24 protein-coding genes are annotated in these 23,471 nt (G+C 35.8%); 19 read left to right on the top strand and 5 right to left on the bottom strand.

The window, feature by feature from the left end; translation table 11 throughout:
- Positions 1–57: 57 nt before the first annotated feature.
- The 9 genes from AC1EJ5_RS07065 (at position 58) to AC1EJ5_RS07025 (ending at position 7,069) form a co-directional block, all read left to right on the top strand.
- Complete coding sequence (locus AC1EJ5_RS07065) at positions 58–1,251, top strand: M20 metallopeptidase family protein (RefSeq protein WP_479815397.1); 1,194 nt, start codon at positions 58–60, stop codon at positions 1,249–1,251.
- A 71-nt stretch (positions 1,252–1,322) separates the two neighbouring features.
- Entirely contained in the window at positions 1,323–2,684 is a 1,362-nt protein-coding gene (gene trkA / locus AC1EJ5_RS07060; protein WP_479815395.1) for a Trk system potassium transporter TrkA, read from the top strand.
- Positions 2,685–2,686: 2 nt separating this feature from the next.
- Complete coding sequence (locus AC1EJ5_RS07055) at positions 2,687–4,147, top strand: TrkH family potassium uptake protein (protein ID WP_223417837.1); 1,461 nt, start codon at positions 2,687–2,689, stop codon at positions 4,145–4,147.
- A 178-nt stretch (positions 4,148–4,325) separates the two neighbouring features.
- Positions 4,326–4,766 (top strand): 50S ribosomal protein L13, encoded by a 441-nt coding sequence (rplM, locus tag AC1EJ5_RS07050; protein WP_223417835.1) that lies wholly within the window; start codon positions 4,326–4,328, stop codon positions 4,764–4,766.
- Positions 4,767–4,776: 10 nt separating this feature from the next.
- Positions 4,777–5,169: a 30S ribosomal protein S9 gene (rpsI, locus tag AC1EJ5_RS07045; protein WP_223417833.1), complete on the top strand. Its 393-nt coding sequence runs from the start codon at positions 4,777–4,779 to the stop codon at positions 5,167–5,169.
- 60 nt (positions 5,170–5,229) lie between these two features.
- Positions 5,230–5,853, top strand: coding sequence for an epoxyqueuosine reductase QueH (locus AC1EJ5_RS07040; protein WP_479815392.1), 624 nt, complete (start codon positions 5,230–5,232; stop codon positions 5,851–5,853).
- A gap of 41 nt (positions 5,854–5,894) precedes the next feature.
- A complete protein-coding gene (locus tag AC1EJ5_RS07035) occupies positions 5,895–6,200 on the top strand; it encodes a hypothetical protein (RefSeq protein ID WP_311479787.1) in 306 nt (101 codons plus the stop codon).
- Positions 6,193–6,672, top strand: coding sequence for a ferritin (locus AC1EJ5_RS07030; protein ID WP_348938648.1), 480 nt, complete (start codon positions 6,193–6,195; stop codon positions 6,670–6,672). The genes AC1EJ5_RS07035 and AC1EJ5_RS07030 overlap by 8 nt, the downstream gene beginning before the upstream one ends.
- Positions 6,673–6,814: 142 nt before the next feature.
- Positions 6,815–7,069: a hypothetical protein gene (locus tag AC1EJ5_RS07025; RefSeq protein WP_479815390.1), complete on the top strand. Its 255-nt coding sequence runs from the start codon at positions 6,815–6,817 to the stop codon at positions 7,067–7,069.
- 63 nt (positions 7,070–7,132) lie between these two features.
- Here the strand turns inward: AC1EJ5_RS07025 and AC1EJ5_RS07020 are convergent, their stop codons facing one another.
- Both AC1EJ5_RS07020 and AC1EJ5_RS07015 read right to left on the bottom strand, forming a co-directional pair.
- Complete coding sequence (locus AC1EJ5_RS07020) at positions 7,133–7,939, bottom strand: Cof-type HAD-IIB family hydrolase (protein ID WP_308749666.1); 807 nt, start codon at positions 7,937–7,939, stop codon at positions 7,133–7,135.
- Positions 7,940–7,947: 8 nt separating this feature from the next.
- Complete coding sequence (locus AC1EJ5_RS07015; RefSeq protein WP_223417821.1) at positions 7,948–8,184, bottom strand: glutaredoxin family protein; 237 nt, start codon at positions 8,182–8,184, stop codon at positions 7,948–7,950.
- Positions 8,185–8,273: 89 nt separating this feature from the next.
- On the opposite strand from AC1EJ5_RS07015, the gene srtB reads away from it, so the two are divergent.
- From srtB to AC1EJ5_RS06975, 8 genes are all read left to right on the top strand, one after another.
- The gene (gene srtB / locus AC1EJ5_RS07010; RefSeq protein WP_223417819.1) at positions 8,274–9,056 is read left to right on the top strand and encodes a class B sortase; all 783 of its coding nucleotides are present in this window, start codon (positions 8,274–8,276) and stop codon (positions 9,054–9,056) included.
- On the top strand, positions 9,053–9,958 hold the full coding sequence (locus AC1EJ5_RS07005) for a DNA-3-methyladenine glycosylase family protein (RefSeq protein ID WP_479815457.1): 906 nt from the start codon (positions 9,053–9,055) through the stop codon (positions 9,956–9,958). The genes srtB and AC1EJ5_RS07005 overlap by 4 nt, the downstream gene beginning before the upstream one ends.
- Before the next feature lie 193 nt (positions 9,959–10,151).
- A complete protein-coding gene (locus AC1EJ5_RS07000; RefSeq protein ID WP_223417815.1) occupies positions 10,152–11,471 on the top strand; it encodes an ABC transporter substrate-binding protein in 1,320 nt (439 codons plus the stop codon).
- Between the two features lie 14 nt (positions 11,472–11,485).
- Positions 11,486–13,087, top strand: coding sequence for a helix-turn-helix transcriptional regulator (locus AC1EJ5_RS06995; RefSeq protein WP_479815387.1), 1,602 nt, complete (start codon positions 11,486–11,488; stop codon positions 13,085–13,087).
- A 234-nt stretch (positions 13,088–13,321) separates the two neighbouring features.
- Positions 13,322–14,548: an SPFH domain-containing protein gene (locus AC1EJ5_RS06990; protein ID WP_479815385.1), complete on the top strand. Its 1,227-nt coding sequence runs from the start codon at positions 13,322–13,324 to the stop codon at positions 14,546–14,548.
- Between the two features lie 10 nt (positions 14,549–14,558).
- Positions 14,559–16,004 (top strand): TFIIB-type zinc ribbon-containing protein, encoded by a 1,446-nt coding sequence (locus AC1EJ5_RS06985; RefSeq protein WP_479815383.1) that lies wholly within the window; start codon positions 14,559–14,561, stop codon positions 16,002–16,004.
- A gap of 11 nt (positions 16,005–16,015) precedes the next feature.
- Complete coding sequence (locus AC1EJ5_RS06980) at positions 16,016–17,563, top strand: hypothetical protein (RefSeq protein WP_479815381.1); 1,548 nt, start codon at positions 16,016–16,018, stop codon at positions 17,561–17,563.
- 9 nt (positions 17,564–17,572) lie between these two features.
- A complete protein-coding gene (locus tag AC1EJ5_RS06975; protein WP_479815379.1) occupies positions 17,573–18,157 on the top strand; it encodes a hypothetical protein in 585 nt (194 codons plus the stop codon).
- Between the two features lie 123 nt (positions 18,158–18,280).
- Here AC1EJ5_RS06975 and AC1EJ5_RS06970 read toward each other — a convergent pair whose 3' ends face one another.
- Genes AC1EJ5_RS06970 through AC1EJ5_RS06960 form a run of 3 tightly spaced genes read right to left on the bottom strand, consistent with a single transcriptional unit; the run spans position 18,281 to position 21,064 of the window.
- Positions 18,281–20,017, bottom strand: coding sequence for a phosphoenolpyruvate carboxykinase (locus AC1EJ5_RS06970; protein ID WP_479815377.1), 1,737 nt, complete (start codon positions 20,015–20,017; stop codon positions 18,281–18,283).
- A 50-nt stretch (positions 20,018–20,067) separates the two neighbouring features.
- Positions 20,068–20,388: a branched-chain amino acid transporter permease gene (locus AC1EJ5_RS06965; RefSeq protein WP_223417806.1), complete on the bottom strand. Its 321-nt coding sequence runs from the start codon at positions 20,386–20,388 to the stop codon at positions 20,068–20,070.
- Positions 20,381–21,064, bottom strand: a complete 684-nt coding sequence (locus AC1EJ5_RS06960) for an AzlC family ABC transporter permease (protein WP_308748908.1) — start codon at positions 21,062–21,064, stop codon at positions 20,381–20,383. Before AC1EJ5_RS06960 ends, AC1EJ5_RS06965 begins: the two co-directional genes overlap by 8 nt.
- A gap of 215 nt (positions 21,065–21,279) precedes the next feature.
- Here AC1EJ5_RS06960 and AC1EJ5_RS06955 point away from each other — a divergent pair, with 215 nt between their 5' ends.
- Both AC1EJ5_RS06955 and AC1EJ5_RS06950 read left to right on the top strand, forming a co-directional pair.
- Positions 21,280–22,650 (top strand): NAD(P)/FAD-dependent oxidoreductase, encoded by a 1,371-nt coding sequence (locus AC1EJ5_RS06955; RefSeq protein WP_311479772.1) that lies wholly within the window; start codon positions 21,280–21,282, stop codon positions 22,648–22,650.
- A complete protein-coding gene (locus AC1EJ5_RS06950; RefSeq protein WP_223417803.1) occupies positions 22,650–23,471 on the top strand; it encodes an alpha/beta hydrolase family protein in 822 nt (273 codons plus the stop codon). Before AC1EJ5_RS06955 ends, AC1EJ5_RS06950 begins: the two co-directional genes overlap by 1 nt.

The following is a 23,471-nucleotide window of genomic DNA, read 5'->3' as shown; positions in this document are numbered from 1 at the left end:
AAAAACCGAGTCTTTTTTCAGTTGGGTATAATAAATAATAATAAGGAAGGAAGAAAATTGACAGAGATAATTAAAAAAGCAATACTAGCTAATGAAGAAAAAATGATAGAAGATAGAAGATTCATGCACGCCCACCCTGAACTTGCCATGAAAGAGGTAAAGACAACTGCCTTTATCAAAAAAGAACTGGAAGCTTTGGGCTTTTCTCCTGTGGATATCGATCCTACAGGTCTTATGGTTGAAATAAATCCAGAAAGTAAGGGCAAGACTGTTCTTTTGAGGGCAGACATAGATGCCCTACCAATAAAGGAAACAAATGATTTTGATTTTAAAAGCCAAACCGAAGGCCTAAGCCACGCTTGCGGCCACGATATTCATGCTGCCATGCTTTTAAATGCTACAAAAGCACTTTTGAAAGTAAAAGATGACTTAAATGGTAGGGTTAGGATTATTTTCCAACCTGGTGAAGAAACAGGCGAAGGTGGTAGGGCCGTTGTAAGTGGAGGTTATACCAAGGGAGTTGATTCAGCTTTTGCCATCCACATTCACACAGGCTGGGATCTTGGAAAGGCCTCAACTGGTTATGGAGAGGTGATGGCAAATAATACCTTCTTTACAGTTAAATTTAAGGGAACTTCTGCACATTCATCTACTCCTTATCAAGGAAATGACGCCATGCTAATGCTTGCAAATTTCATAAATGTTGCCTATGCAATCCAAGCGAGAAAAATCGACAATGTTTTCCACCCAGTTGTGTTGAATCTAGGAGTTGTAGAGGGCGGGTCCGCAGCAAATGCAGTGGCAGCTGATATTAAACTCAATGGATCTTTTAGGTCTTTTTCTAATGAGTCGGTTGACTTTATGGTAAAGGAATTAGAAAAAGCAGCCAAACTTTCTGCAGAAATCTATGGTGGAAGTGCTGAATTTGACTACCATATGGGAGCTGGAGCTGTAATCAATGAGGAAAAGTCTACAGACCTTTCTGTAAAAATTGCCAAGGAAATTTTTGGCGAAGACAATGTTCAAACAGATTTGAAACTAGCAGGTTCTGAAGACTTTGGTTTTTATTTATCAGGTTACAAGGATGTGCCAGGTGTGGATGGAACCTACATGTTTATAGGTGGCAGAGACCCAGAAAACAAGGCAACATACCCTCAAAACCACGCCACAGACTTCAATCCAGATGAAAGAGCAATGAAATACGGGGCAGAACTTTTAGCTCGTTATGCCTACGATTATCTAAAGAAGTAAGCAAATCTTATGGGAAAATTTATAAAAGCGGTAAGGTATTAGTAGATTTTTAAAATTCCCAAGGAGCTTTAATGAAAATAATTATTTTGGGAGCCGGCAAAGTCGGCTCTTTTGTGACACAAGACCTATCAAATGAGGGTCATGATATAGTTGTAATCGATAGAGACAAGGAAGTTTTAGATGAACTTTTGGCAACCAACGACGTTATGGGCTTAGTTGGAGACGGCCGTGATGTCGAAGCCCTAATAGAGGCTGGGGCAGAATATTGTGATCTTTTCATAGCCATTAGCCAATCTGACGATGTAAACCTAATAGCATCGACTTTTGCCAAAAATTTGGGAGCCAAGAACATAATTATAAGGATGAGGGAACCTCGCTATGTTAAACACAGGAAATTTATAGGCCAGGTTACCGATGCCATGTCAATAGTAAACCCAGAATACATAGCAGCCAAGGACCTTCAAAGGAGCCTAAAATATTCCCACGCCCTAAATGTTGAGTCATTCTTTAAAGACAGGGCCATTATGATGGAATTAGTTATAGAAGAAGGATCTGCCCTTGACGGCAAGAAGCTTTCTGACCAATCTTCATATTCAGAAAACTACCACACATTGATTGGTATCATCAACTCTGATGGGGAAGTAAATATACCCCACGGTTATGACGTCCTAAAAAGCGGTGATAAAATTTATGTCATAGGCGAAAAAGAAGATGTGGATATTTTCTATAGATACGAACAAAAAGGCGCCTACGATATAAAAAATATCCTAGTTATAGGAGCTGGAAATATTTCTAAATACCTAGTTGGCCTTCTAATCGAAAGGGGCTTTAAGGTAACTGTTGTTGAAATTGACAGAAAAAAAGCCGAAGACATTAGCGAAATGCACGAAGAAGCTGTTGTTATTAACGCTGACGGTACAAGCCCAAAAGTCTTAGAAGAACTAAGGCTAAACCACTTTGATGCCCTTTTGGCCCTAACAGGTATAGATGAGGAAAATATTTTGATTTCCTTACTTGCTCAAAAATCTGGACTTGAGAAGGTCATTGCAAAAGTAAATAGGACAAAACTTTTGAAAATGACTGGAATTTTAGATAATGATACTACTTTTGCGCCAAAAATGGCGGCATCAGATGTCATTAACAGACGAGTAAGGTCTAAGGTAAATGCCAGGGGGGCTTCGATTTCGTCCTTGTATAGGCTAGAAGATGGGGCAGTTGAAGTGATAGAATTTAAGGCTATAGACCATTCTAAAATCCTTGATACTCCTTTAAAAGACCTAAATATAAGGGACGACAGCCTAGTTCTTGCAATAGACCACGGCCAGGTTGAGATAGAAATCCCAAATGGTAGGTCAAAGATCAACCTTGGCGACTCAGTCCTAGTAGCAACAACCAACCACAGCTTCAAGGTTTTAGATGATATATTGGAGTAAATATGAATCGTAAGGTTATAAATTACATCCTAGGTAGATTGCTCCAAGTATTGGCCCTACTCATGTTGGTGCCATTAATGGTGGCCTTTATCTACCGAGAAGGATTTTATGATAAATTATATTTTTTTATACCAATTTTAATAGCAAGCTTTGCAGGAAGTATCTTAGTTAAAATCGGTGACGAACAAGGCCATATTTATACCAGGGAGGGCTTGTTTACAACAGCTGCCGCTTGGATCCTTTTTTCTATAATTGGGGCTATACCCTTGTATTTGACACCGACAAATTACCATACTTTTTTGGATGCCTTTTTTGAGATGGCGAGTGGTTTTACAACCTGTGGGGCATCTGTAGCCATCAATGTGGAACTTCTTCCACATTCAATAATTATTTGGAGGTCTCTATCCCATTTGATTGGAGGTATGGGAATTTTGGTTTTCACCCTTGCTATACTTCCAAAATCAAACAAGGAATCATCAAGCCTTTTGAAGGCTGAAATGCCAGGCCCATCTTTTGGAAAGATTACTCCAAAACTTACTTATACAGCCAGAGTCTTATACATAATCTATCTTGTAATGACTCTGATAACTGTAATATTCTTGCTTTTTGGCGGTATGGATTTGTTTGATTCAATAATCTTCGCCATGGGAGCGGCAGGAACTGGAGGATTTGCCAACAAGGGATTATCAGTAGGATACTATGATTCTAGGTATATAGAAATAGTTCTTTCTATTGCCATGCTCGCATTTGGTGTAAACTTCAACCTCTACTACTTCGCACTAATTAGGTCAGCTAGAGAAGGCTTTAAATCAGAAGAGCTTTATTGGTATTTGGGTATCGTAGCCCTTGCTACAGGCTTAATATTTTATAATATTAGGGACTATTATGGGGACCTTGTTTATACAGGAATCCAGTCACTCTTTACAGTGTCGTCCATAATGACAACTACGGGCTATGTTTCGGCTGACTACGGGTCTTGGCCGATGTTTTCTAGAAATATCTTAATTTTATTGATGTTTATAGGAGCGTCTGCAGGATCAACTGCAGGTGGTTTTAAGGTTTCAAGGTTTTTAATCCTTTTTAAATCTACAATCAACCACATCAAAAAAGTTATAAATCCAAAGAGAGTTGCCATTACCAAGCTTGATGGAAAGAGGATGGACGATGAGCTCGAAGAGGCTGTAAATAAATATCTAGTTTTATATATACTTTTATTTATCCTATTTATGGTAATAGTAAGCCGTGATGTAGAGAATTTTGAATCAGCCTTTGCAGCTGTTGCCACAACTTACAACAACGTGGGACCGGGACTTAAAGATTTTGGGCCAGTATCTTCCTTTGCATCAATGGCTCCAACTTCTAAGTTTACCCTAACTTTGGCCATGCTATTTGGAAGGCTTGAGCTTTATCCAATGCTCTTGCTATTTTCTCCATATTCTTACAAGAAAATGGCAAAAAAATAAGAAAATCTTGACAAAAGCTTTAAAAGCAAGTATTATATATCAGTCGACTCAGACCTTCATAAGGAATCGAGACGATCGCATATCCTGGGAGCGATAAAAAAATGCCAGGACGAGTACAGCCGCAAGCTACTGGTGCGGTGTCTAAATATAGTAGCCGAAAAAATTATAGGAGGATGAGATGAAACATCAAAAGACATGGACTGCGACTCCATCAAACATCGAAAGAAAATGGTATGTTGTTGATGCAGAAGGCATGGTTCTAGGTAGACTAGCTAGCCAAGTTGCAGCAATACTAAGAGGAAAGAACAAACCAACCTTTACTCCACACTTTGACACAGGAGATTATGTAATAGTAATCAACGCTGACAAGGTAGTGCTTACAGGAAACAAAGAAGACCAAAAAGAATACAAGAGATATTCTGGATACACAGGTGGTCTAAAAATCACTAAATTCAAAGATATGAAGGCTAAATATCCAGAAAGAATTGTAGAACATGCAATCGTAGGAATGCTTCCACACAACAAACTAGGTCGTCAAATGGCAAAGAAACTAAGAGTTTATGCTGGTAGCGACCACGGTCATGAAGCACAATTCCCAGAAGCTTTGGATCTTAAGTAAGGAGTAAAATATGGCAGGAAACATTATTCAATCAACTGGTAGAAGAAAAACCTCTGTTGCAAGAGTAACAATGGTACCAGGATCTGGAAAAATAATCATAAACGGAAAAGATTTAGATCAATATTTTGATTTTGAATCTCTTAAAATTGTAGTAAGAAGCCCACTAACATTAACAGAAAACCTAACAAGCTATGACATTAGAGTAAATGTTAACGGTGGTGGATTTAATGGTCAAGCAGGAGCTATCAGACACGCTATCGCAAGAGCTCTTGTAGAAGCAAACCCAGACCTAAGAATTGCCCTAAAGAGAGCTGGTTTCTTAACACGTGATTCACGTAAAAAAGAAAGAAAGAAACCTGGTTTCAAAAAGGCAAGAAAATCTTCACAATTCTCAAAGAGATAATATACAAATACAAATCGCAGGAATTTTATTCTTGCGATTTTTTTGCTTGAAAGGTTTTATATGAATAAAATAAATTACAATAAGGTCATGGAAGATATTATTAAAAAACTTGATGAAAATGGCGAAAAACCTAGGCTTTTGCTCCAGGTTTGCTGCGGGCCATGCTCAACACAAGTTATTGAAAGGCTTAGGGACCATTTTGATATGGACCTATATTTTTATAACCCCATGATCTATCCAAGAGAAGAACTTGATAAGCGTGCTGAAAATTTAAAAAAAGTGGCAGAGAAATCTCATTTTGAAGGAAAGGTGATAATTCCAGCCAATGATATGAAAGACTTTTACGAAGTTTCCCAAAAAAGGAAGGATGACAAGGAATTCGGCGAGGCTTGCTATGATTGCTATAAGCTAAGACTAGCTGAAACTGCAAGGCTTGCCAAGGAAAAATCTTACGATTATTTCACAACTAGCCTTTCGATTTCTCCTTACAAAAACGCCCAATGGCTTAATGAAATAGGCCAAGATTTAGAAAAAGAATACGGGGTTAAATATCTTTTCGCAGACTTTAAGAAAAGGGACGGCTACAAAAAATCAATCGAGCTTTCTAATGAATATGGCATTTATAGGCAAGAATACTGTGGCTGTATTTTTTCAAAAAAAGAGATGGAAGAAAATAATTGTTAAGTTTTTTTAAAATTGGGTATCTTTACTAATAGGAGATGGCTATGAAAGACTTACTTTTAATTAAGAAAATAAATCCTTTAGAAGAAAATGCAGAAGTTTTTCCCTTTAGCTTCCAATTAGATGACAAATTAACTAAGAAGGAGGCAATGGAAATTTTTTGCGCCCTAAAATCAAAGAGTATAGTAACTGAGGATGAGTTTATGATTAAGGATAAGACTTTCACAGTCAAAATAAACTCCAAAAATACAACACAAGTAATAAAGGAGATTTTAGCTAGAAACCTAGAGATATACGGAGTGTATATCCCATACGGAGAGATGCTAGAAAAAGGAGAAATAAATGAGTAAAGTATTAGATTTATTAAATGAACAAATGAACTTTGAATATGAGTCAGCATACATCTACAAAGCAATGGCTGCTTATACAGATAGACTTGAACTTGATGGATATACCCACTGGTTTGACGAACAAGTTAAAGAAGAAATAGGACACGGCGAAGCTATGAAACATTTCCTTCAAGAAGTAGGCTATGATGTTAGATATAAAGCAATTCCTGAACCACAATATGACTACGAAAGTCTTGTAGATGTATTTAAAGCAGCACTAGCTCACGAAAAAGAAGTTACAAGAAGAATTCACGAAATTGCAGAAGTTGCTAAAGATGAAGATCTTAGAGTATTTTCTTTCATCAAAGGCTTCATCGACGAACAAGTTGAAGAAGAAGACTCTGTTGGTAAAATCGTAACAAGACTTGAAAGAATCAACGGAAACTGGGGTGGAATCTACATCCTTGACCACGAACTTGGTTTTAGAAAATAATTTTAGGGGAGCTAGGCTCCCTTTTTTTGTTCTTTACATATATTAAAACCAAACTTAATATATAAAAGAATATCAAAAACAATCTTAAGATACTTGACATAGAACTTTAAAATATGTATAATATTAACAAAAGGAGTTCAATATGTTAACCTTACTTTTAATTATAGGGGCCTTTTTCATTGGCATCCCACTTATAAAATTAGTTTTTAAATTGATCTTAGGAGTCCTAGGTCTTACACTTGGCCTAGTAAGCCTGCCATTTTTACTAATTGGAGGTCTTATAATCTTACCAATAGTAATTATCTTTGGTATCCTAACCCATCTTCTACCTCTAATTATCGTTGGGGGACTTATCTATTTTGGATATAGGTATATGGCAAATAGGGAATATTATTAATGTTTAGATAAAAATTAGACTAAGGAGGATTTTCCTTCCTTAGTCTTTTTCTTTGTAAATTTTCTATAAGTTTAAAACAAATTTTTCTATTGCTTCCCCAACTGCACCCTTGTTGTGATCAAGGCTTGTGACATAGTCGGCAGTTTCTCTTACTTGAAGTCTTGCATTTCTAACTGCTACAGATCTGCCAGCTTCTTCTAGCATGGCAACATCGTTGTAGTTATCACCAATGGCTAAGACATCTTTTAGGTCTATTCCATAATGGTCGCAGACTTTTTTTAGGGCTACGGCTTTATTTACGCCTTTGGCATTTATTTCCATATACATATTTGAAGAATAAGAAATCTCAAGGTCATAGTTAGTAATCCTTGCTATATCAACTTCCAAAGCCTGTAGATGGTTCATATCTTCATTTTTTATTATTAGCTTGAGGATGGTTTCATCCTTTAGAAAATCAATATTGTCAGTATCCAAAATATTTATATGCTTTTCTGCAACTATTGTATCGTCAGTTAGATTTATGCCGTATTTTTTATCTAGGGTGTATAGGTAAAAAGTGAGTTTGTTTTCATAGGCATAGGAAAAAACATTTTTGGCATAGGCAAAGTCTAAGTCAATCACATCAATAATTTCCTTAGTCTTAACATTCATTATAACTGCTCCGTTACAACAAATTATATACCTATCATCAGCAATGACACCAGCTTGCTCTGGTATATCGAAAATTTCGTATGGGCCCCTGCCTGTTGCAAGCATGACTATTAGGCCTTTTTCAATTGCTTGTTTAATAGCTTTTTTATTTCTTTCTGGTACTTTTTGGTCCTTACTTATTATAGTTTCATCAATATCAGATGCTATTAGTTTAATCATTTTTATCCTTATTTATAATTTTTTTTTAGAAATTCTATGATGTCATCAGATTCATAGAGGTATTCACCATCGTGGTATAGGCATGGAACTTGTCTTTTTCCGCCCTTTTCCATCAATTCCATCATGGCCTCGCGGTCTTCGTTTATATTTACTAGGGGAATATCTATATTGTTTTCTTTCATGAAATCTTCTACTTTTTTACAAAATCTACATACTGTTCCTACATATAACTTGTAATCTTTCATAGGTCCTCCTTTTTTTTACAAAAAACTTTTATTTACTCTCTCTTACGGTATATTATACTAATGAAACGAAACTTTTTAAAGGTGGTAAAATGAAATCAAAAACAATGGCATTCATTAGATTTGTCCTAATTTTAATAATTCTAGCCTGTATTGCAATCCTAGGCAAGAGAGGTCTAGATTACTGGACAAATATGAAAAACAATAGATATATAGAAGATTTATCCAAACAAGCTGAAGCGGATGTGGATTCAAATGATTATGCAAATGTTCCTACAGAAGAAATCAAGGATCCATTAGCAAGACTTGAGAAAATCCACTTGACTCTTTTAAAGAAATTGAAAGAGCAAAATTCTGATGTAATAGCAGTTTTAGAAATTCCTGGAACTGGTATAAAATACCCAATTTTCCAAGGTCCTGATAACGAATTTTACCTTAGAAAGGGTCTTAATAAGGAATACGACATAGCAGGTTCCATCTTTATGGATGTCTACAATTCCCCAGATATTAACGATGATAATTCTGTAATTTATGGTCACCATCTAGAAATTGACTCAATGTTTACACCTCTTGACCAGTATAGGAAGCAAGAATTTGCTGAGAAAAATAGGACCATTTACCTAACTACAGAAGAAGGTCTTAGAGAATATCTAATATTTTCAGCTTATGGTACACCATCTAGTTCTGATTATAGGACCTTAGACTTTACCTATGACGGAGACAAGGTGCCTTACTTTAACAAACTTAGGTCAAACTCTGAGGTAAAACTTGATACCAGACCTTTTACAGATGAGGATACAATCATTACCTTATCAACCTGCCAATACGATTATGAAGATCAGAGGCTAGCTATCCATGCTGTTAGGATTAAATAATGAGATACCAGACAAGTGAAAAGAGAAAATTAAATATAGAAGAAAGCCCTGAGGGACTTATCCTCAGGGAAGACTCTTTTAAAGTTGACCATATTTTCGAATGTGGTCAATGTTTTAATTTTAGAAAAAACGACGACGGGTCATATACAGCTGTATTTTTGGGAAAAATTATAAACCTTCTTGAATGTGAAGATTACACCCTAATTAGAAATGTAAGCCTGGATGAATTTTACGAAATTTTTTATGATTACTTCGACCTAGGCACAGATTATGGAATGATAAAAGAAGTCTTGTCAGAATCAGAAATTCTAAATAAGGCCAGCGAATATGGTTATGGAATTAGGATTTTAAACCAAGATTTGTTTGAAACTACAATTTCCTTTATAATCTCGGCCAACAATCAAATTCCAAGGATTAAAAAAGCTGTCAGAATAATTTCTGAAAGATACGGAGATTATCTGGGAGAATATATGGGAGAAAAGTATTATTCCTTCCCAAGTCCGGAAGTTCTTGCAAAGGTTGACCCATTAGATTTGAGGGAACATGCCAGAGTTGGTTTTCGTGATGTAAGGATAGTTGAAACTTCCCAGGCCTTTGTGGATGGATACTTAAATTTTGAAGATGAAAAAAATCTCTCAGACAAGGACCTACACAACAAATTAAAAGAACTACCAGGAATTGGGCCTAAGGTAGCCGATTGTATTATGCTTTTTGCCTACCACAGGAGGGAGACCTTCCCTGTTGATGTGTGGATCAAAAGGGTAATGGAAACACTTTTTATCGGCAAAGAAGTTCCAAAAAAACAAGTAGACGACTATGCTAGAGAAATTTTTGGAGACCTTGCAGGTTATGCCCAGCAATACCTCTTTTATTATGGCAGGGAAAATGCTATAGGAAAATAAGAAAAAAGATGAAGAATTAAAATAGATAAGTCTATTTTGATATTTCATCTTTTTTTAATTTATAATATTTAAAGGATACTTGAATAAATGATAATATTTTAACTAATTCCTATATGAACTTATCTTGACAATGTAAAAAAACTATGATAGGTTTTAATATAGAAGATGTTTTTAATTTTGAATCGAGGGTCCTATGGAAAAGAGCAAATACAAAAGACTGGGGATAATTACTATATTTGTTTTTGTAATTATTGCCTTGGTCCTTATACTTTTAAGTAATAAAAAAGAACCAGTAAGTCTCACAATGTGGCATGTTTATGGCGAACAAGCCTCATCTCCCATGGATAAGCTCGTTGATGATTTTAACGAAACTGTTGGCAGTAAGGAAGGAATTATAATAAATGTCACTGCTACATCTAATTCTGCAGAAATTGGCGAAGAGCTTCTAGATTCCCAAGCTAAGAAGTCTGGGTCAAAAAAGATGCCAGATTTGTTTTTTTGCCATAGTGGAAATGCAGATGATTTGGGGATTGAAAACCTAGTTGATTGGGAAGATTATTTTACAAAAGAAGAACTCAAAGCTTATCAAGAAGATTTTTTAGATGATGGGAGAGTGGGTAATAAACTTTTAGTTTTTCCTATCTCAAAATCAACCCACATGCTTTATATAAATGGGTCTATGTTTGCTAGGTTTTCTGAAGCGACAGGCCTGACCTATGATGATTTAAAAACTTGGGATGGATTTTTTGAAGTAGCTGAGAAATTCTACGAATGGTCTGATGGCAAGGCTTTTTGTGCCATGGACTATATTCTAAGGGAAATAGAATTGTCCGCTCTTTCTGAAGATCCTAACCTAAGTCTTCATAATGATGGGGGTTGGTATGATAAGGATAATTTATCTTTTAAAAAGAACTTTGATAAGTTTATGAAATCATTGGTAGAGGGACATATAATTGTATCTGATCTTTATGCCAATACCCAGATGATGACAGGAGAGGTCCCGGCAGGAATCAGTTCATCTGCTGCTGTTTTGTATTATAACGATATAGTAACCTATCCAGATAATACATCTGAGGATATGGACCTTAAGGTCTTGCCTTTGCCAGTAAATAAAAATGAAAATAAATTTGACACCCTAGCAGGGACAGGACTTTGTGCCTATAAGACAAGTGAGGATAAGGCTAAGGCTTGTGCTATATTTGCTAAGTGGATTACAGAAAGCGAAAGAAACCTAGATTTTGTTACAAAAACTGGTTATATGCCAGTAAGACCTGATGCCTTTAAAAAAATTTCATCAATGGATTTTGAAAACAATGACTATAAAGAACTTTATAATAGCCTTTCAAAGATGCAAGAGAACTATAATTTTCTAAGTGAATCTTATGATTATAATAAGGTCTCAAGTTTTTATGGCAAATTAAGGGACAGGCAAAAATCCTTTGTAGAAAGGTACAATAAGGGTGAAGATTTGGATAAACTTATAGAAGAATGTTGGCAAATGCTTATAGGATGATTTAGGAGAAGGTCTTGTTTGGTATATTTAATAAATATCAAAAAAATTCCATGTATAGGAAATTATTTGCCTACATGATAATACTTGCAGGTCTTTTATTGTTTTTTATCGTCATAGCCATGGTCTTATTCGACCAGTATAAAAATGTCAGAAAAACTTATATAAAAAGTCTTGATATACAAATGTCTATGCTAGATAAAGAAATCAATAGTTATTTTGATAAATCAGCCATATCTGCCATGCATTTATCCCAAGAATCAAGGGATTATCTAGAAAATCTATTAGAAGAAGAAGGAGTAAGTTTTGAGGATTTAAGGGATAATCAAAAACTTTTAACCAAGCTTCAAGACAGGATTTTTGAAAATTTAAAAAGCTCTATGCTTTATGCGGATGTTTCAGGTGCCTTCGTCTTGTGGAATACAACTGTAAATTCCCATAATGATGGAGCCCAAAATTCTAGGTCTGGCCTGTATTTGAAACTAGATTCTAGGAGTTTGAATGAGTCTTCTGTTACAGTTTATAGGGGAGACGCTGATGTAGGTAGGAAACATAAGGCCATGCCTCATAGAAAATGGAAATTAGAATATGATATATCTAGGATTCCTAGCTATGCTAAGCTTGCTGAAAATGTAAACAATTCCTTGTATGAGTCATATATGATTAGCAAGGTCTTTGAGCTTGCAGGAACCAACCAAAAAGTAATGCTGATAAGTTTGCCTATAATAGGTGAGGATGGGACAATTTATGGAACATGCGGTTTTGAAGTAGAAGAGATGTTTTTTAAAGAAAAAATAGCCCAGCCAAGTAATTTAAAAAAATTAACTTCAATTTTTTTGCCGGTCGTTGATAAAAATATAGATACTAAAAAGGCTTTAAGTAGCGGAACTGAAGATGGGTATTATTATCTGCCAGAAGATATTCTAGAAATTAAAGATTATTCGAGAGGTTTAAAGGAATTTGCTGGCAAGAAGTCTACCTATATTGGTCTTGAAAGGGAAATATCCTTGATAGAAAATGGTGAAAAATCTATGATTGTTTGTATGATTCCCATGGAAGATTATCGTAAGGATGTCATTAGGAATATTACAAACCTCACTATATCAGTAGTTTTATTTTTATTCTTTGCAATAGTTATAAGTTGGACTTTTACTCGTAGATACATAAGGCCTATTACTGATGGCCTTGCCCTTATTGAAAACCAGGGAAAAATCCTAGATGAGAAATATATGCGTGAAATATCTGAGTCTGGTTTTTATGAAATAAATCAATTTATTAAAACCATCAGGGAAAAAATGCAGGGTAAGCCTATCAAAGGCCTACCAAATTACTTGGAATATAAGTTTAAAAAATTCATTGAAGCAACATCAAGTCTCACTCCTGCAGAGCTAAATGTCTTAGTTCTTTTGATAAAGGGTTATGACGTAGACCAGCTACCTGAAATACTCTACATTAGCAAGAGTACTGCCAAACACCATATTTTAAAAATTTATAAAAAACTAAATGTATCATCCAGGGGAGAATTGCTCCTCTACCTTGACCTAATCAAGGGCTGCGGCATGGTTGATCAGATAATAGGCAATACCAATGAAGAAAAGACCGGGCCAATGAAAAAATAGAATAAAAAAATTAATTAACCAGGTCTTATTTTTACTAGAATGGTAAAGATAGGGGCTGGTTTTTTTGCCTTTATTAGGTTTTTTTCATATAGACCAAAGGTCTATCTTTGTAAAATTCAACAAAGATTGCCTTTTGGTCTATTTATTTTACTAATTTAATGTGATTTAATAAAACTAAGAACAAGGTAAATTAATAAAATTTACTTAAAATAAGAAAAAAATTAGGAGGTAAAAATGGGATTTATAAAGGCATTTACAGGAGCGCTCGGAGGGACTTTTGCAGACCAATGGCTAGATTTTTATAAACCTATGCCAGGGATTTCTGCCACAGCAGGAATATTTCCAGCCCAAGGTCAAGCAACAAACCAAGGTAGAGGTTCAAACACAAGGGCAAGTGAAAATATTATTTCTAATGGATCTAAAATAATTGTTCCAGAAGGCACAGCCCTAATCACTATAGAAGATGGTAAGATAACAGGCATAGTTGCTGAGCCAGGGGGCTTTATTTATTCAAGTGATGAGGCAAATTCTCAATCGATTTTTGCCGGTGATGGGATCATGGGATCTCTTATCCAGTCTACTTGGGAGAAAATTAAATTTGGTGGTCAGCCAGGAGCTGAACAACTTGCATTTTATGTTAACTTAAAGGAAATACCAAACAACCGCTTCGGCACCCAAAGTGAAATCTATTGGGATGATGCCTACTTTGGCACCCAAGTAGGGGCAGTAACCAGGGGAACTTACACAATAAAGATTGTTGATCCTCTATTATTTGTCAAAAACTTCGTCCCACAAAAATACCTAATCAGTGATAAAGAAGTTTTCGATTTTAACGATATGGATAATGGAGCTGTCGAACAGCTATTTAATGAAGTTGTAGGAAGTCTTTCTGCTGCATTTTCTAATTATACAAATGACCCATCCAGAGGAAATAGGATGAGCAAAATCCAAGGCGATCAGATTGGTTTTGCCAAATCCTTAACCCAGGCAGTAGAAGATGCCTACCAATGGAAGACCGATAGGGGCCTTGAAATAATAAAAACTGCTATCCTTGCTATCGAATATGACGAGGATACCAAGAAACTCCTATCCGATGTGAAAAAAGCGGATGCCCTTTCAGGAAGTCGTGGAAATTCTTTCTTCCAACAATCTGTTGCCAGGGGCATGCAAGGAGCTGGGGAAAATGGAGGTGGTGCTGGTATGGCCTTTATGGGTATGGGCATGAATGCTGCAGGTTCTATGGCAGGCGGACTTAACCAGCCAGAAGGATCTAATTCTTACCAACCTAATTTTGGAGTAGGACAAAATATTCCAAACCAAAATCAACAAAACCAACAAACGTCAAATAACGCACAAGTCGATCCAACAGAAAAATTAATTCAAATGAAAAAACTTTTAGATGCAGGAGTTATTAGCCAGGAAGAATTTGATAAGGTTAAATCTAATCTTTTAGGATTCTAAGGAGGAGGCTATGGTAGGCGAAAGAGATAAAAATGAAAACATAAACATTATTAAAGATACAGACCAAGCAAAAGATGGCCAGGTTAAGTGTCCAAAGTGTGGGTCAACTGATATTTCTACAAATACCAAAACTGGAAAGCTTAGGTGCAATTTTTGTAGGCATGAATTTGACCTAGATATGGCAGAGGCAGATGATGAAATATCTAGCCTTGAAGGAAGCAAGTCCCGTAGTGGTGCAGCAGATATAGACCTAGAAGCTAGTAATATCATTACCCTAAAATGTGAAAGTTGTGGGGCTGAGGTAGTTATCGATACAGCAACTTCTACCCAAGCCAGGTGTCATTGGTGCAGAAATACACTTTCAATAAATTCTAAAATTGCTAATGGAGCTGTACCTGACGTAATTTTGCCATTTTCTGTGACTAAGAATGAAGCAAAAGAAGAGATTGAAAATTTTGTTGGTCAAAGAAAGACCTTTGCTCACCCACAATTTATTAAGGAATTTAATGCCGAAAATATATGTGGGGTATATTTTCCATATATGCTTGTTGATATAAACGGCCATATGAAACTTAGCGGCAAGGGAGAAATTTTAACCAATACTAGGACAGTAAAAGATGGTGATGATGAAAAAACCATTTATGATGCTGATCTTTACAGGGTAGGCAGGGACTTTGACATAAGCATTGATGATTTATCAATAGAATCAAGTTTGGATAAACTTGACTATTCTTCAAAGGAAAAGACAACAAATATCATAAATTCAATCATGCCTTTTGATACAGAAAATTGTGTCAAATACAATGCCAACTACCTTAAGGGCTATACATCCGAAAAGAGAGATACCAATATATCTGACCTTAAAAAAATTACAGACGTGTGGGGCTCAGATGTAGCTAGATTTGCCATCAAAGATACCATCGAAGAATATGACAGAGGAGTTAACTGGGAAGAAGAAGAATTTATTGTAAAAGGAGATTCTTGGAAGGCTTCCTATTTGCCGGTTTGGCTTTACTCCTATATGGAAAATAAGGACGATAAACACGTTTTACACTATGTTGCAGTAAATGCAAGGACTAAGGAAACCATGGGATCAGTGCCTATAAATTTCAAAAAACTTTTTATGGCATCAGTCCTTGTGGAAGTTATAAGCTTCTTAATAGCCCTTGTCCTATGGTTCGTTGCAGTTTTTGATATATTTGATGATACAAAGTTTCAAGATTCCAGAAACTTTTTCTGGTTACTCTTAGTTGCTGGCTTCATATATTATTTTAATGTCTACAGCAAATATAGGAACCAGGATGCAAGGCACTCCTATGAGGTTGAAAACAAACACGAAGTGACTAATCTTATAAGCCATGATGAATTTATAAGGCATGAATACGGCCTTAAAAACTCTTGTATTGATGGAGAAAATAGCTGTGAAATCAAGGGAGATAAGATCAAATTTAAGTAAGGAGGGGGCTTATGATAGGCAAAAGGCAAAAAGTTCTTCTTATTTTTCTAGCCTTGGCTTTAGTAGGCTGTGGTAAAGAAAAGCTTGATGAAGAACCTACAAAGATAAGCGAAGAAGAAGGGGAAGAAAAAGCAAAGGATTTGGCAGAAAAATCTGAAGATGAAAATGAAAATCCTAAAGAAAAAACCCTAGCCAAGGAAGAAAGCAATGAAGATTTAAAATTAGTAAAAGAAATAAATTTTAAAAGAAAACCAATAAAGGCTCAGGCCCTAGAAGGAGCAAAGGCAGGTAGTAAGTCAACCCTAGTAGAAGATAGGCAAGTCTTTAAGGATTTTGTAGATGAAAAACAAATGGAAAAGGCCAAGGGTCTCCGCTTTGGTATCCACCTACCAAAAATTTTGCTGGATTCAAAGGATGCGGAACAAGCCAATGAGGAAATAGAAAAGGACCTTGAAGAGTTAAAATCCATGTACAAGGATGCGGACGATTATTCTAAAGATAGCGATGAACCCTTTGTTCATGCAGAGTTTTCAACCTACCAAGACGAAGAAATCCTAAGTGTTTTCATCCATCTCTACAATAATATTGATTCAGGTTTTCAAGTATATAGGGCCTATAATTTTTCAATTAAAGATGGCAAGCGTCTTACAGATGATGAGCTCTTATCCTATTTTGCTATTAGTCCTGACCAGAAATTAGACTTAATGGAAAAAAGCCTAGCGGACTACTATAGTCACATAATTGACCATTATGACAGTTATTTATCAAATCCTTCCTACCAGTATGACATGGGAAATAAAGAAGGTTTTGCCATCAAAGACTTGTGGCAAGATAATTCTAATATATTTTATGTAAATGAAGTAGGTAGACTAATGTTTTTTAGCAAAATCTATTCAGATGCAGGCATAGGGGAAGCAATAGAAATCCAAACCCTAGCTGGACCTAATTATAAAACTAACCGATACTCAGATGACTTTGTAAGGATGGCTACAAAGCTTGGTATAGACCCAGATGATAAAAATGTAAGTGCCTTTATAATCTATATGGGCAGGGCCAATGCAGAAGATACTCTACCTAATGTAATGAGCAAACTATTTGCCTGGCAAGCTTGCTTTGCAGACTATAAAGACCCAAGACTCATCTTAGAAGGCCAGAGAGATCCTTATGATGATAATAGTGCATTTTTAACTGGTAATGACTTTTACCTAGTTGTACCAAAATGGGAGAATGCAGTAGTAAGTCTAAGGTCTGTTGATAAGGGTAATGATGGCAAGGTCACCGAAAAAGATAATGACTTTCTTGATGGGATTTGCCAAAGGTCAACCGTCCTCATTTGCCAGAGCCAAGAAAAAGATATGCCAAGTGTGAAAATCAAAATCGCCTACAGGGATAAGGAAATAGAAAACCTTGTAAGTTTAGATAAAAATGGCCAAATGACTGGTCTTAACCCAGAGATAATAGATGCAAATAAGATTTTAGATTGGGATAAAACAGTCGTAGAATATTCATTCTCAGGACCACTCTACGAAAAAGTCCTATCAATAATGGGAAGAGGATAAGGAGATATTATGAAAATTAAAAAAGTATTTATAGCAAGTATCGCTCTAGCTTCTTTGGTTGCCTGTGGCGATAAAAAAGTTGATGAGAAAGCAAAAGAAGAAACAAAGCTAGAAGAAAAAGAAAGTCAAAATGAAGAAGAAAATTCTACTGAAGACGAAAGCTCAGATGGTGAGATAGCCAAGCTTAAAGAAGGCGAGGAATGGGTCGTGGATGGCCAGTGGAAGCTTGTGGTTAATTCTGTAAAAGTCCTTGAAGGAAGAAATGAATTTGTAGACAAGGACCCAGCAGAAGTCATATGTGTCGACTACTCCTATGAAAATTTAGGATTTGACAATAAAATTCAAGATTTATATCTCTTCCCATCTTCTGTAATTGATGAAAAGGGAGAGATGGCTGAAACATATTCGGCAGTTGAAGACTTAAAATACGCACAAGAAACACCAATAGGAGCAAAAACCGTGGGGGCCCAAGAAGCCTACGCCCTAAACAATGTGAGCGATGCTGTAAAAATCAACTTTGAACAATATGTAGAAACAGAAACAGGCGAGCTAATAAATTACAAGGCCACTATAGAAGCTAAGGTTCAAAAATAAAGGCAAGGCAAAGAAGGAGGAAAGTAGAATACTCTTTAAAACTTTGATATAAAATTGACTAGGTTTTAACCTTAAATAAAAAAATCATCGCCTTATTCAAGTAAGGTGATGATTTTTTTCTATTTATAAGGCCTTAATTATTTCAAAAAGTTCCTTGGCTGATTTTAGTGGGCCATCTGTTTCCATGCCCTCTACTCCAAGTTGGGTTTTGATTTGGCCAACTTTTTTATTGTTTTCATAAAGTTTGTTAAAGTAGGTTTCGATTAGCTTATCGCAAGTATCTTGCTTTTGATAAGGGCCAAATGGGTTGGCAAAGTAGGATTCTACTAGGCCTGTTTCTGTAGTTGTACCCTTGGCAAATCTAGCTCCTCTTTTAAAGATCTTTATTGCTTCTTTTTCGTCATCTAGGATTGAAATTGAGTCTTCACCCTTCTTTAGCTTATCGTAGTTATTTGCATAGAGGAAGAAGTCAACTTCGTAGCCTGCCATAATTTGGCTGTAGTCCGCAACTGGCATGATTAGCCTTGCATTTATCTTATCAGGGTTCATGAAGATGGACCTATCTATTTGCTTAAAGGCATAGCCAGCGTCTAGGTCGTCAAGCCTTACAAAGGCACCGATTTCAGTACCATAGGCCATTACCTTGTCGTCTTTTAGCCTAAATGTTCCCATGTCGTCGAAGATTACAGTCATGTCTTTGATGTAGTCTTTGGCGAGTGTTCTGAAAGCTTCGATAGATTCACTCTTTCCAGCACCAGAGTCACCTAGGATTACAACATTGGCTGATTTTCCATTTTGTAAAACTACATTCACTCCTGCTCCGTGGATTGGAAGGTAGGATTTTTTCATAGAGATGATATTTGAAAGTGTGAGGCACATCTTTTTTAGATAACCAAAGTAGTCTTTCTTGTCTGTATAGTTTACATAGCCAATTAATAGGCCGTTTTTATTTTCATAGAAAACATTTTGGTCCTTAGAATTTTCTCCACCAAATAAGTAAATTGCGTCTGGCCTCTTGGATTGGATTTCCTCCTCATCTGCTAAATCAAATAAGTTTGAAGCAGAGATGCCGTGGGTGATTAGGTCGTGGTGGAAGTAGATATATACTAGGTTGTCACCTACTTTTGCAGGATAACACAAAAATTCATCTGTATCTATATCTAGATCCTTTATTGGATTTTCGAAAACTTCTTCAAAGAAACCATCCCTTTTGTTGGACTTGGTGTAGGTTATATAAGGAGTTTCAATCATTACCTTGGTTATAAATGGAATTTCATTTAAAAACTGTAGGTCTTCTGGATAATCAATTTCAAAATTTTTGACAATTATTGAAGCGTTGGCTCCTGCTGGTACTTGCCTAAAGACCTTTGGAGTCTTGCCTGTGACAGAAAATTCTGCCTTTCTATATATATCAAGGATAAGGTCCTTGAAGTTGATGTTTGAAGAAAGGAAATTTTCAACTTCTATCCCCCTGTCATAGTCGGATTGCTCGATTATAGAATATCTTTCAAGTTTTCTCCAATAATCGTAGATGTCTTCAACAATTCTTATTAGGGCATCTCTTTCCTTGTCTAAATCATGGTACTTGTTAATCTTTTCAGAAATCTCATCAAGGCTCATTACAGTTAAGATTTTGGTAATATCCCTAATCTCTCCTGCAAGGATTTCTATATCGCTTGCCCTAAAAAATTTTTCTAGGTAGGTATAGATTCTTGTTTGGTTTTCCTTGTGGTAGGCTACAAAGGAGCAGATTACATCAAAGAATCCTTGGCTCCTTAATAAGTCATCTGTGTCATTAAAAAAGGCCTTTGAAAAGTTAATCACGGCCTTATTGTTTGATATACTTATATCTTTTTTCATATTAACCTCATTTTATTAATTCTTTTCTATAATAATACTTTACTACAATTTTAGACAAAAACTAATTGAATGAGGACCATATATATAAAAGTTCCAAAAGAAATTGAAAGAAATAGCTTTTTAAATTTTGCATGAAGGATAATAACCGTTGCGCTGGCTATTATTTCAGGAAGCCCATAGGGATAGACCATTAGGTTTATATTTCTGAGGGCAAAGACCACCAAGAGTGGCATGAGGGCAAAAGGAAGGTATTTTCCAAAGTATTTAACTAGGTCAGGAAGTTCTTTTCTAGAGAAAAAGAAAAATGGGGTGGACCTTATTAAAAAAGTTGTAAGTGATGATGCAAGCACGCATAGTAAAATCTTAGTCATTTTTTTCCTCGATTCTATTTCTTAGGCCATAGAGGCTAAGGGCGATTAATAGTAGGGCTGGGATCATAAAATTATTTGGCTTAAAGATTAATAGGGCAATGATTGATAGGGCAAGTCCTAATTTGAGCGGTTTGTGGTTTGGAGTTGAGAAATATTGCTCAACCAAAAGCACAAGGAAAAGTGCTGTAAGGACAAAATCCATTCCCATTGTATTAAAGCTAATTAGGCCTCCAAGGAGGGCGCCAATATAAGAAGCTAGGGCCCAAACCAGGTAATTAATAATTCCAATTGCAAGGAAAAAATCCGCCTTATTCACATCTGATGGTGGTTTTATAGATGTGTCAAGAGCAAAGGTTTCATCAGAAAGGGTTAGGATAAAAAGAAATTTTGATCTGGAATTTTTGTACTCCTTTAATAAACTTACCCCATAAAACATCATTCTGATATTAACCGATAAGGTTAAGATAATAATTGCAATAATAGATACATCAGATTTAAGCAGGGGGAGGATTACAAATTGCATGCTGCCAGCGTACATGGTAAGTGACATTATTGGTGCGAAAAGTGGATTAAAACCAGCTTGGCTAACCATAATGCCGTAGGTGATTCCCAAAAACATATAACCGATTATAACGGGTATAGTATAGGGGAAGGCTTTTTTAAATGCTTTTTTCATTGGCTTTCCTTTCTAACTGAATTTTTTTTGATTTGTATGTAGTATTTACATATACTTTACTTAGCACTTACAAGTGATTCAATAAATTACATATATTTTAACATATATTTTCAAAATGTAAAGGATAGTTTGAAATTAGGCATTTAACTTGTATAATATAGCAGGTTAAATTAGAAAAATGTCCCAAATTTTTATTAAATTGGATAGGAGAAATCATGAAAAACTATGACATTATTGTAGTAGGAGCAGGGGCTGCTGGAGCTTTTCTTGCTTATGAGCTTACAAAATTAGAAACTAAGAAAAAGGTCCTTGTAATTGATGGAGGCCGTAAGGTTCAAAATAGGACTTGCCCTATCACAGAAGGTAAGGTTGACCATTGTATAGGATGTAAACCATGTAATATCATGTACGGCTTTGGTGGTGCAGGTACCCTATCTGATGGTAAATACAATATCACAACTAATTTTGGTGGAGATCTTCACCGCTATGTTGGCGAGAAAAAAGCCATGGAACTTATGGAATATGTTGATAGCGTCCTAATGAGTTTTGATGGTGGGGACGATTTGGAATTATATAGCACAGATAAAAACGACCTTAAGACCAAATGTTTACGCCATGACCTCCATTTATTAGATGCAAAAGTCCGTCATTTTGGTACAGACAGAAACAAGATAATCTTACAAAAAATCTATGATTATGTGAAAGATACAGTAGATTTTGAATTTTCTACTATGGTGGAAGACGTTGATTATGAAAATGGAAAGTACATAGTTAAAACCAATAAGGGCGAGGAATTTTCTGCTGATGATTTAGTTCTTGCGGCAGGAAGGTCTGGATCTAAGTGGATAGGTGATGTTTGCGATAAGTTTGGCATCGAATCTAAGAGAAATAGGGTTGATATTGGGCTTAGGATAGAAGTGCCAGCTGAAGTCTTTAAACACATAACAGATGATGTTTATGAAGCTAAAATAATGTATCAAACCAAGCAATACAACGATATTGTAAGAACATTTTGCATGAATCCTTATGGCCACGTTGTAACAGAAAATACCAATGGAATTTTGACAGTAAATGGCCATTCCTTTACAGATCCAAAACTCCAATCACAAAATACCAACTTTGCTCTTTTGGTTACAAATAGGTTTACAGAGCCATTTAAAGATTCAAATGAATATGGTGAATCAATTGCAAAACTATCTAATATGCTGGGCGGAGGAGTCTTGATGCAAAGATTTGGTGACCTTGTAAAAGGCCGTCGTTCATCAGAAAGAAGGATGGAAAAATCTTTCACCAAGCCAACTATGAATGCAACTCCTGGTGACCTTTCTCTTGTTATGCCAAAAAGGCAGCTTGACGATATAATCGAGATGATCTACCAACTAGACAAGATTGCTCCAGGTATGGCAAATGACGATACACTTTTATACGGAATTGAAGTTAAGTTCTACAATTCAGAAATAGAAGTAGATGAAAAATTCGAATCAAAACAAAAGGGACTTTACTGCGTAGGCGACGGTTCAGGTGCGACTCACTCCTTATCCCAAGCCTCTGCGTGCGGTATTGAAGTTGCGAGGGTACTTGCTTAATGAAATACTTTTATGAACAGATAAAAAAAGAAGATGACATAGTTATGAGGGGTGTGATAAACACCCCAGATGACTTTGACGAAAATAAAAAATATCCAAGTGTAATAATTTTTCACGGTTTTGGTGGAGATAGGAATGGTAGTGTAAATTTCAGGATAAACCACGCCAAATACCTCACAGAAAGGGGCTATGTGGTCTTTAGGTTTGATTTTTCAGGTTCTGGTGAATCAGACGGGTCTTTTTATGACATGACTGTAAGTCGTGAAGAAAAAGAACTTGAAATGATCCATGACTTTGCTAAGATGAAATATTATGTAGATAAGGATAGGCTTTATTGGATTGGTCACTCTTTAGGCGGAGTTCTAGCAAGCCTTATGGCATACAAATTAAAACCAAGAGCCATGGCACTTTTAGCCCCTGCTAGCGATATGAATAACAAAGATTATTTGAAGGTCATGGCTAAAACTGTTTTTGAAGGAGAAGTTTCAGGCAAAACCAAGATAGAAAGCAACATGCCCTATGAAAGCTTAATTTCAAAAGTTAAAGAAGCGGATATAGGGGGAGTTAAAATTCATATAAATTTCCTAATAGATTTTATTGTAAAAGATATATATGGGTCAGCAAGCAAATATGAAGGAAATGTTTTAATCATAAGGGGTACAGATGATACTTTAGTATTTAGGGACTCTAATGAAAAACTAAGAGATTCCTATAAAAATGCCAGATATTTTGAAATTGAAGGGGCTGATCACTCCTTTACTAACGAAGATCAGAGGAAAATTCTTTACGAAATGTCCTATAAATTTTTTGAAGAAAATTAA

The sequence above is a fragment of the Anaerococcus sp. C0059F3 genome, from assembly GCF_056590475.1.
Note: the sequence above shows the minus strand (reverse complement) of the source record. Positions and strands in the feature narration are given on the sequence as shown.

Bases quoted from the DNA above. Each gene is read 5' to 3' on its own strand.
- trkA (WP_479815395.1), top strand. From the start codon at position 1,323: ATGAAAATAATTATTTTGGGAGCCGGCAAAGTCGGCTCTTTTGTGACA.
- AC1EJ5_RS07055 (WP_223417837.1), top strand. From the start codon at position 2,687: ATGAATCGTAAGGTTATAAATTACATCCTAGGTAGATTGCTCCAAGTA.
- rplM (WP_223417835.1), top strand. From the start codon at position 4,326: ATGAAACATCAAAAGACATGGACTGCGACTCCATCAAACATCGAAAGA.
- rpsI (WP_223417833.1), top strand. From the start codon at position 4,777: ATGGCAGGAAACATTATTCAATCAACTGGTAGAAGAAAAACCTCTGTT.
- AC1EJ5_RS07040 (WP_479815392.1), top strand. From the start codon at position 5,230: ATGAATAAAATAAATTACAATAAGGTCATGGAAGATATTATTAAAAAA.
- AC1EJ5_RS07035 (WP_311479787.1), top strand. From the start codon at position 5,895: ATGAAAGACTTACTTTTAATTAAGAAAATAAATCCTTTAGAAGAAAAT.
- AC1EJ5_RS07030 (WP_348938648.1), top strand. From the start codon at position 6,193: ATGAGTAAAGTATTAGATTTATTAAATGAACAAATGAACTTTGAATAT.
- AC1EJ5_RS07025 (WP_479815390.1), top strand. From the start codon at position 6,815: ATGTTAACCTTACTTTTAATTATAGGGGCCTTTTTCATTGGCATCCCA.
- AC1EJ5_RS07020 (WP_308749666.1), bottom strand. From the start codon at position 7,939: ATGATTAAACTAATAGCATCTGATATTGATGAAACTATAATAAGTAAG.
- AC1EJ5_RS07015 (WP_223417821.1), bottom strand. From the start codon at position 8,184: ATGAAAGATTACAAGTTATATGTAGGAACAGTATGTAGATTTTGTAAA.
- srtB (WP_223417819.1), top strand. From the start codon at position 8,274: ATGAAATCAAAAACAATGGCATTCATTAGATTTGTCCTAATTTTAATA.
- AC1EJ5_RS07000 (WP_223417815.1), top strand. From the start codon at position 10,152: ATGGAAAAGAGCAAATACAAAAGACTGGGGATAATTACTATATTTGTT.
- AC1EJ5_RS06990 (WP_479815385.1), top strand. From the start codon at position 13,322: ATGGGATTTATAAAGGCATTTACAGGAGCGCTCGGAGGGACTTTTGCA.
- AC1EJ5_RS06985 (WP_479815383.1), top strand. From the start codon at position 14,559: ATGGTAGGCGAAAGAGATAAAAATGAAAACATAAACATTATTAAAGAT.
- AC1EJ5_RS06980 (WP_479815381.1), top strand. From the start codon at position 16,016: ATGATAGGCAAAAGGCAAAAAGTTCTTCTTATTTTTCTAGCCTTGGCT.
- AC1EJ5_RS06975 (WP_479815379.1), top strand. From the start codon at position 17,573: ATGAAAATTAAAAAAGTATTTATAGCAAGTATCGCTCTAGCTTCTTTG.
- AC1EJ5_RS06970 (WP_479815377.1), bottom strand. From the start codon at position 20,017: ATGAAAAAAGATATAAGTATATCAAACAATAAGGCCGTGATTAACTTT.
- AC1EJ5_RS06965 (WP_223417806.1), bottom strand. From the start codon at position 20,388: ATGACTAAGATTTTACTATGCGTGCTTGCATCATCACTTACAACTTTT.
- AC1EJ5_RS06960 (WP_308748908.1), bottom strand. From the start codon at position 21,064: ATGAAAAAAGCATTTAAAAAAGCCTTCCCCTATACTATACCCGTTATA.
- AC1EJ5_RS06955 (WP_311479772.1), top strand. From the start codon at position 21,280: ATGAAAAACTATGACATTATTGTAGTAGGAGCAGGGGCTGCTGGAGCT.
- AC1EJ5_RS06950 (WP_223417803.1), top strand. From the start codon at position 22,650: ATGAAATACTTTTATGAACAGATAAAAAAAGAAGATGACATAGTTATG.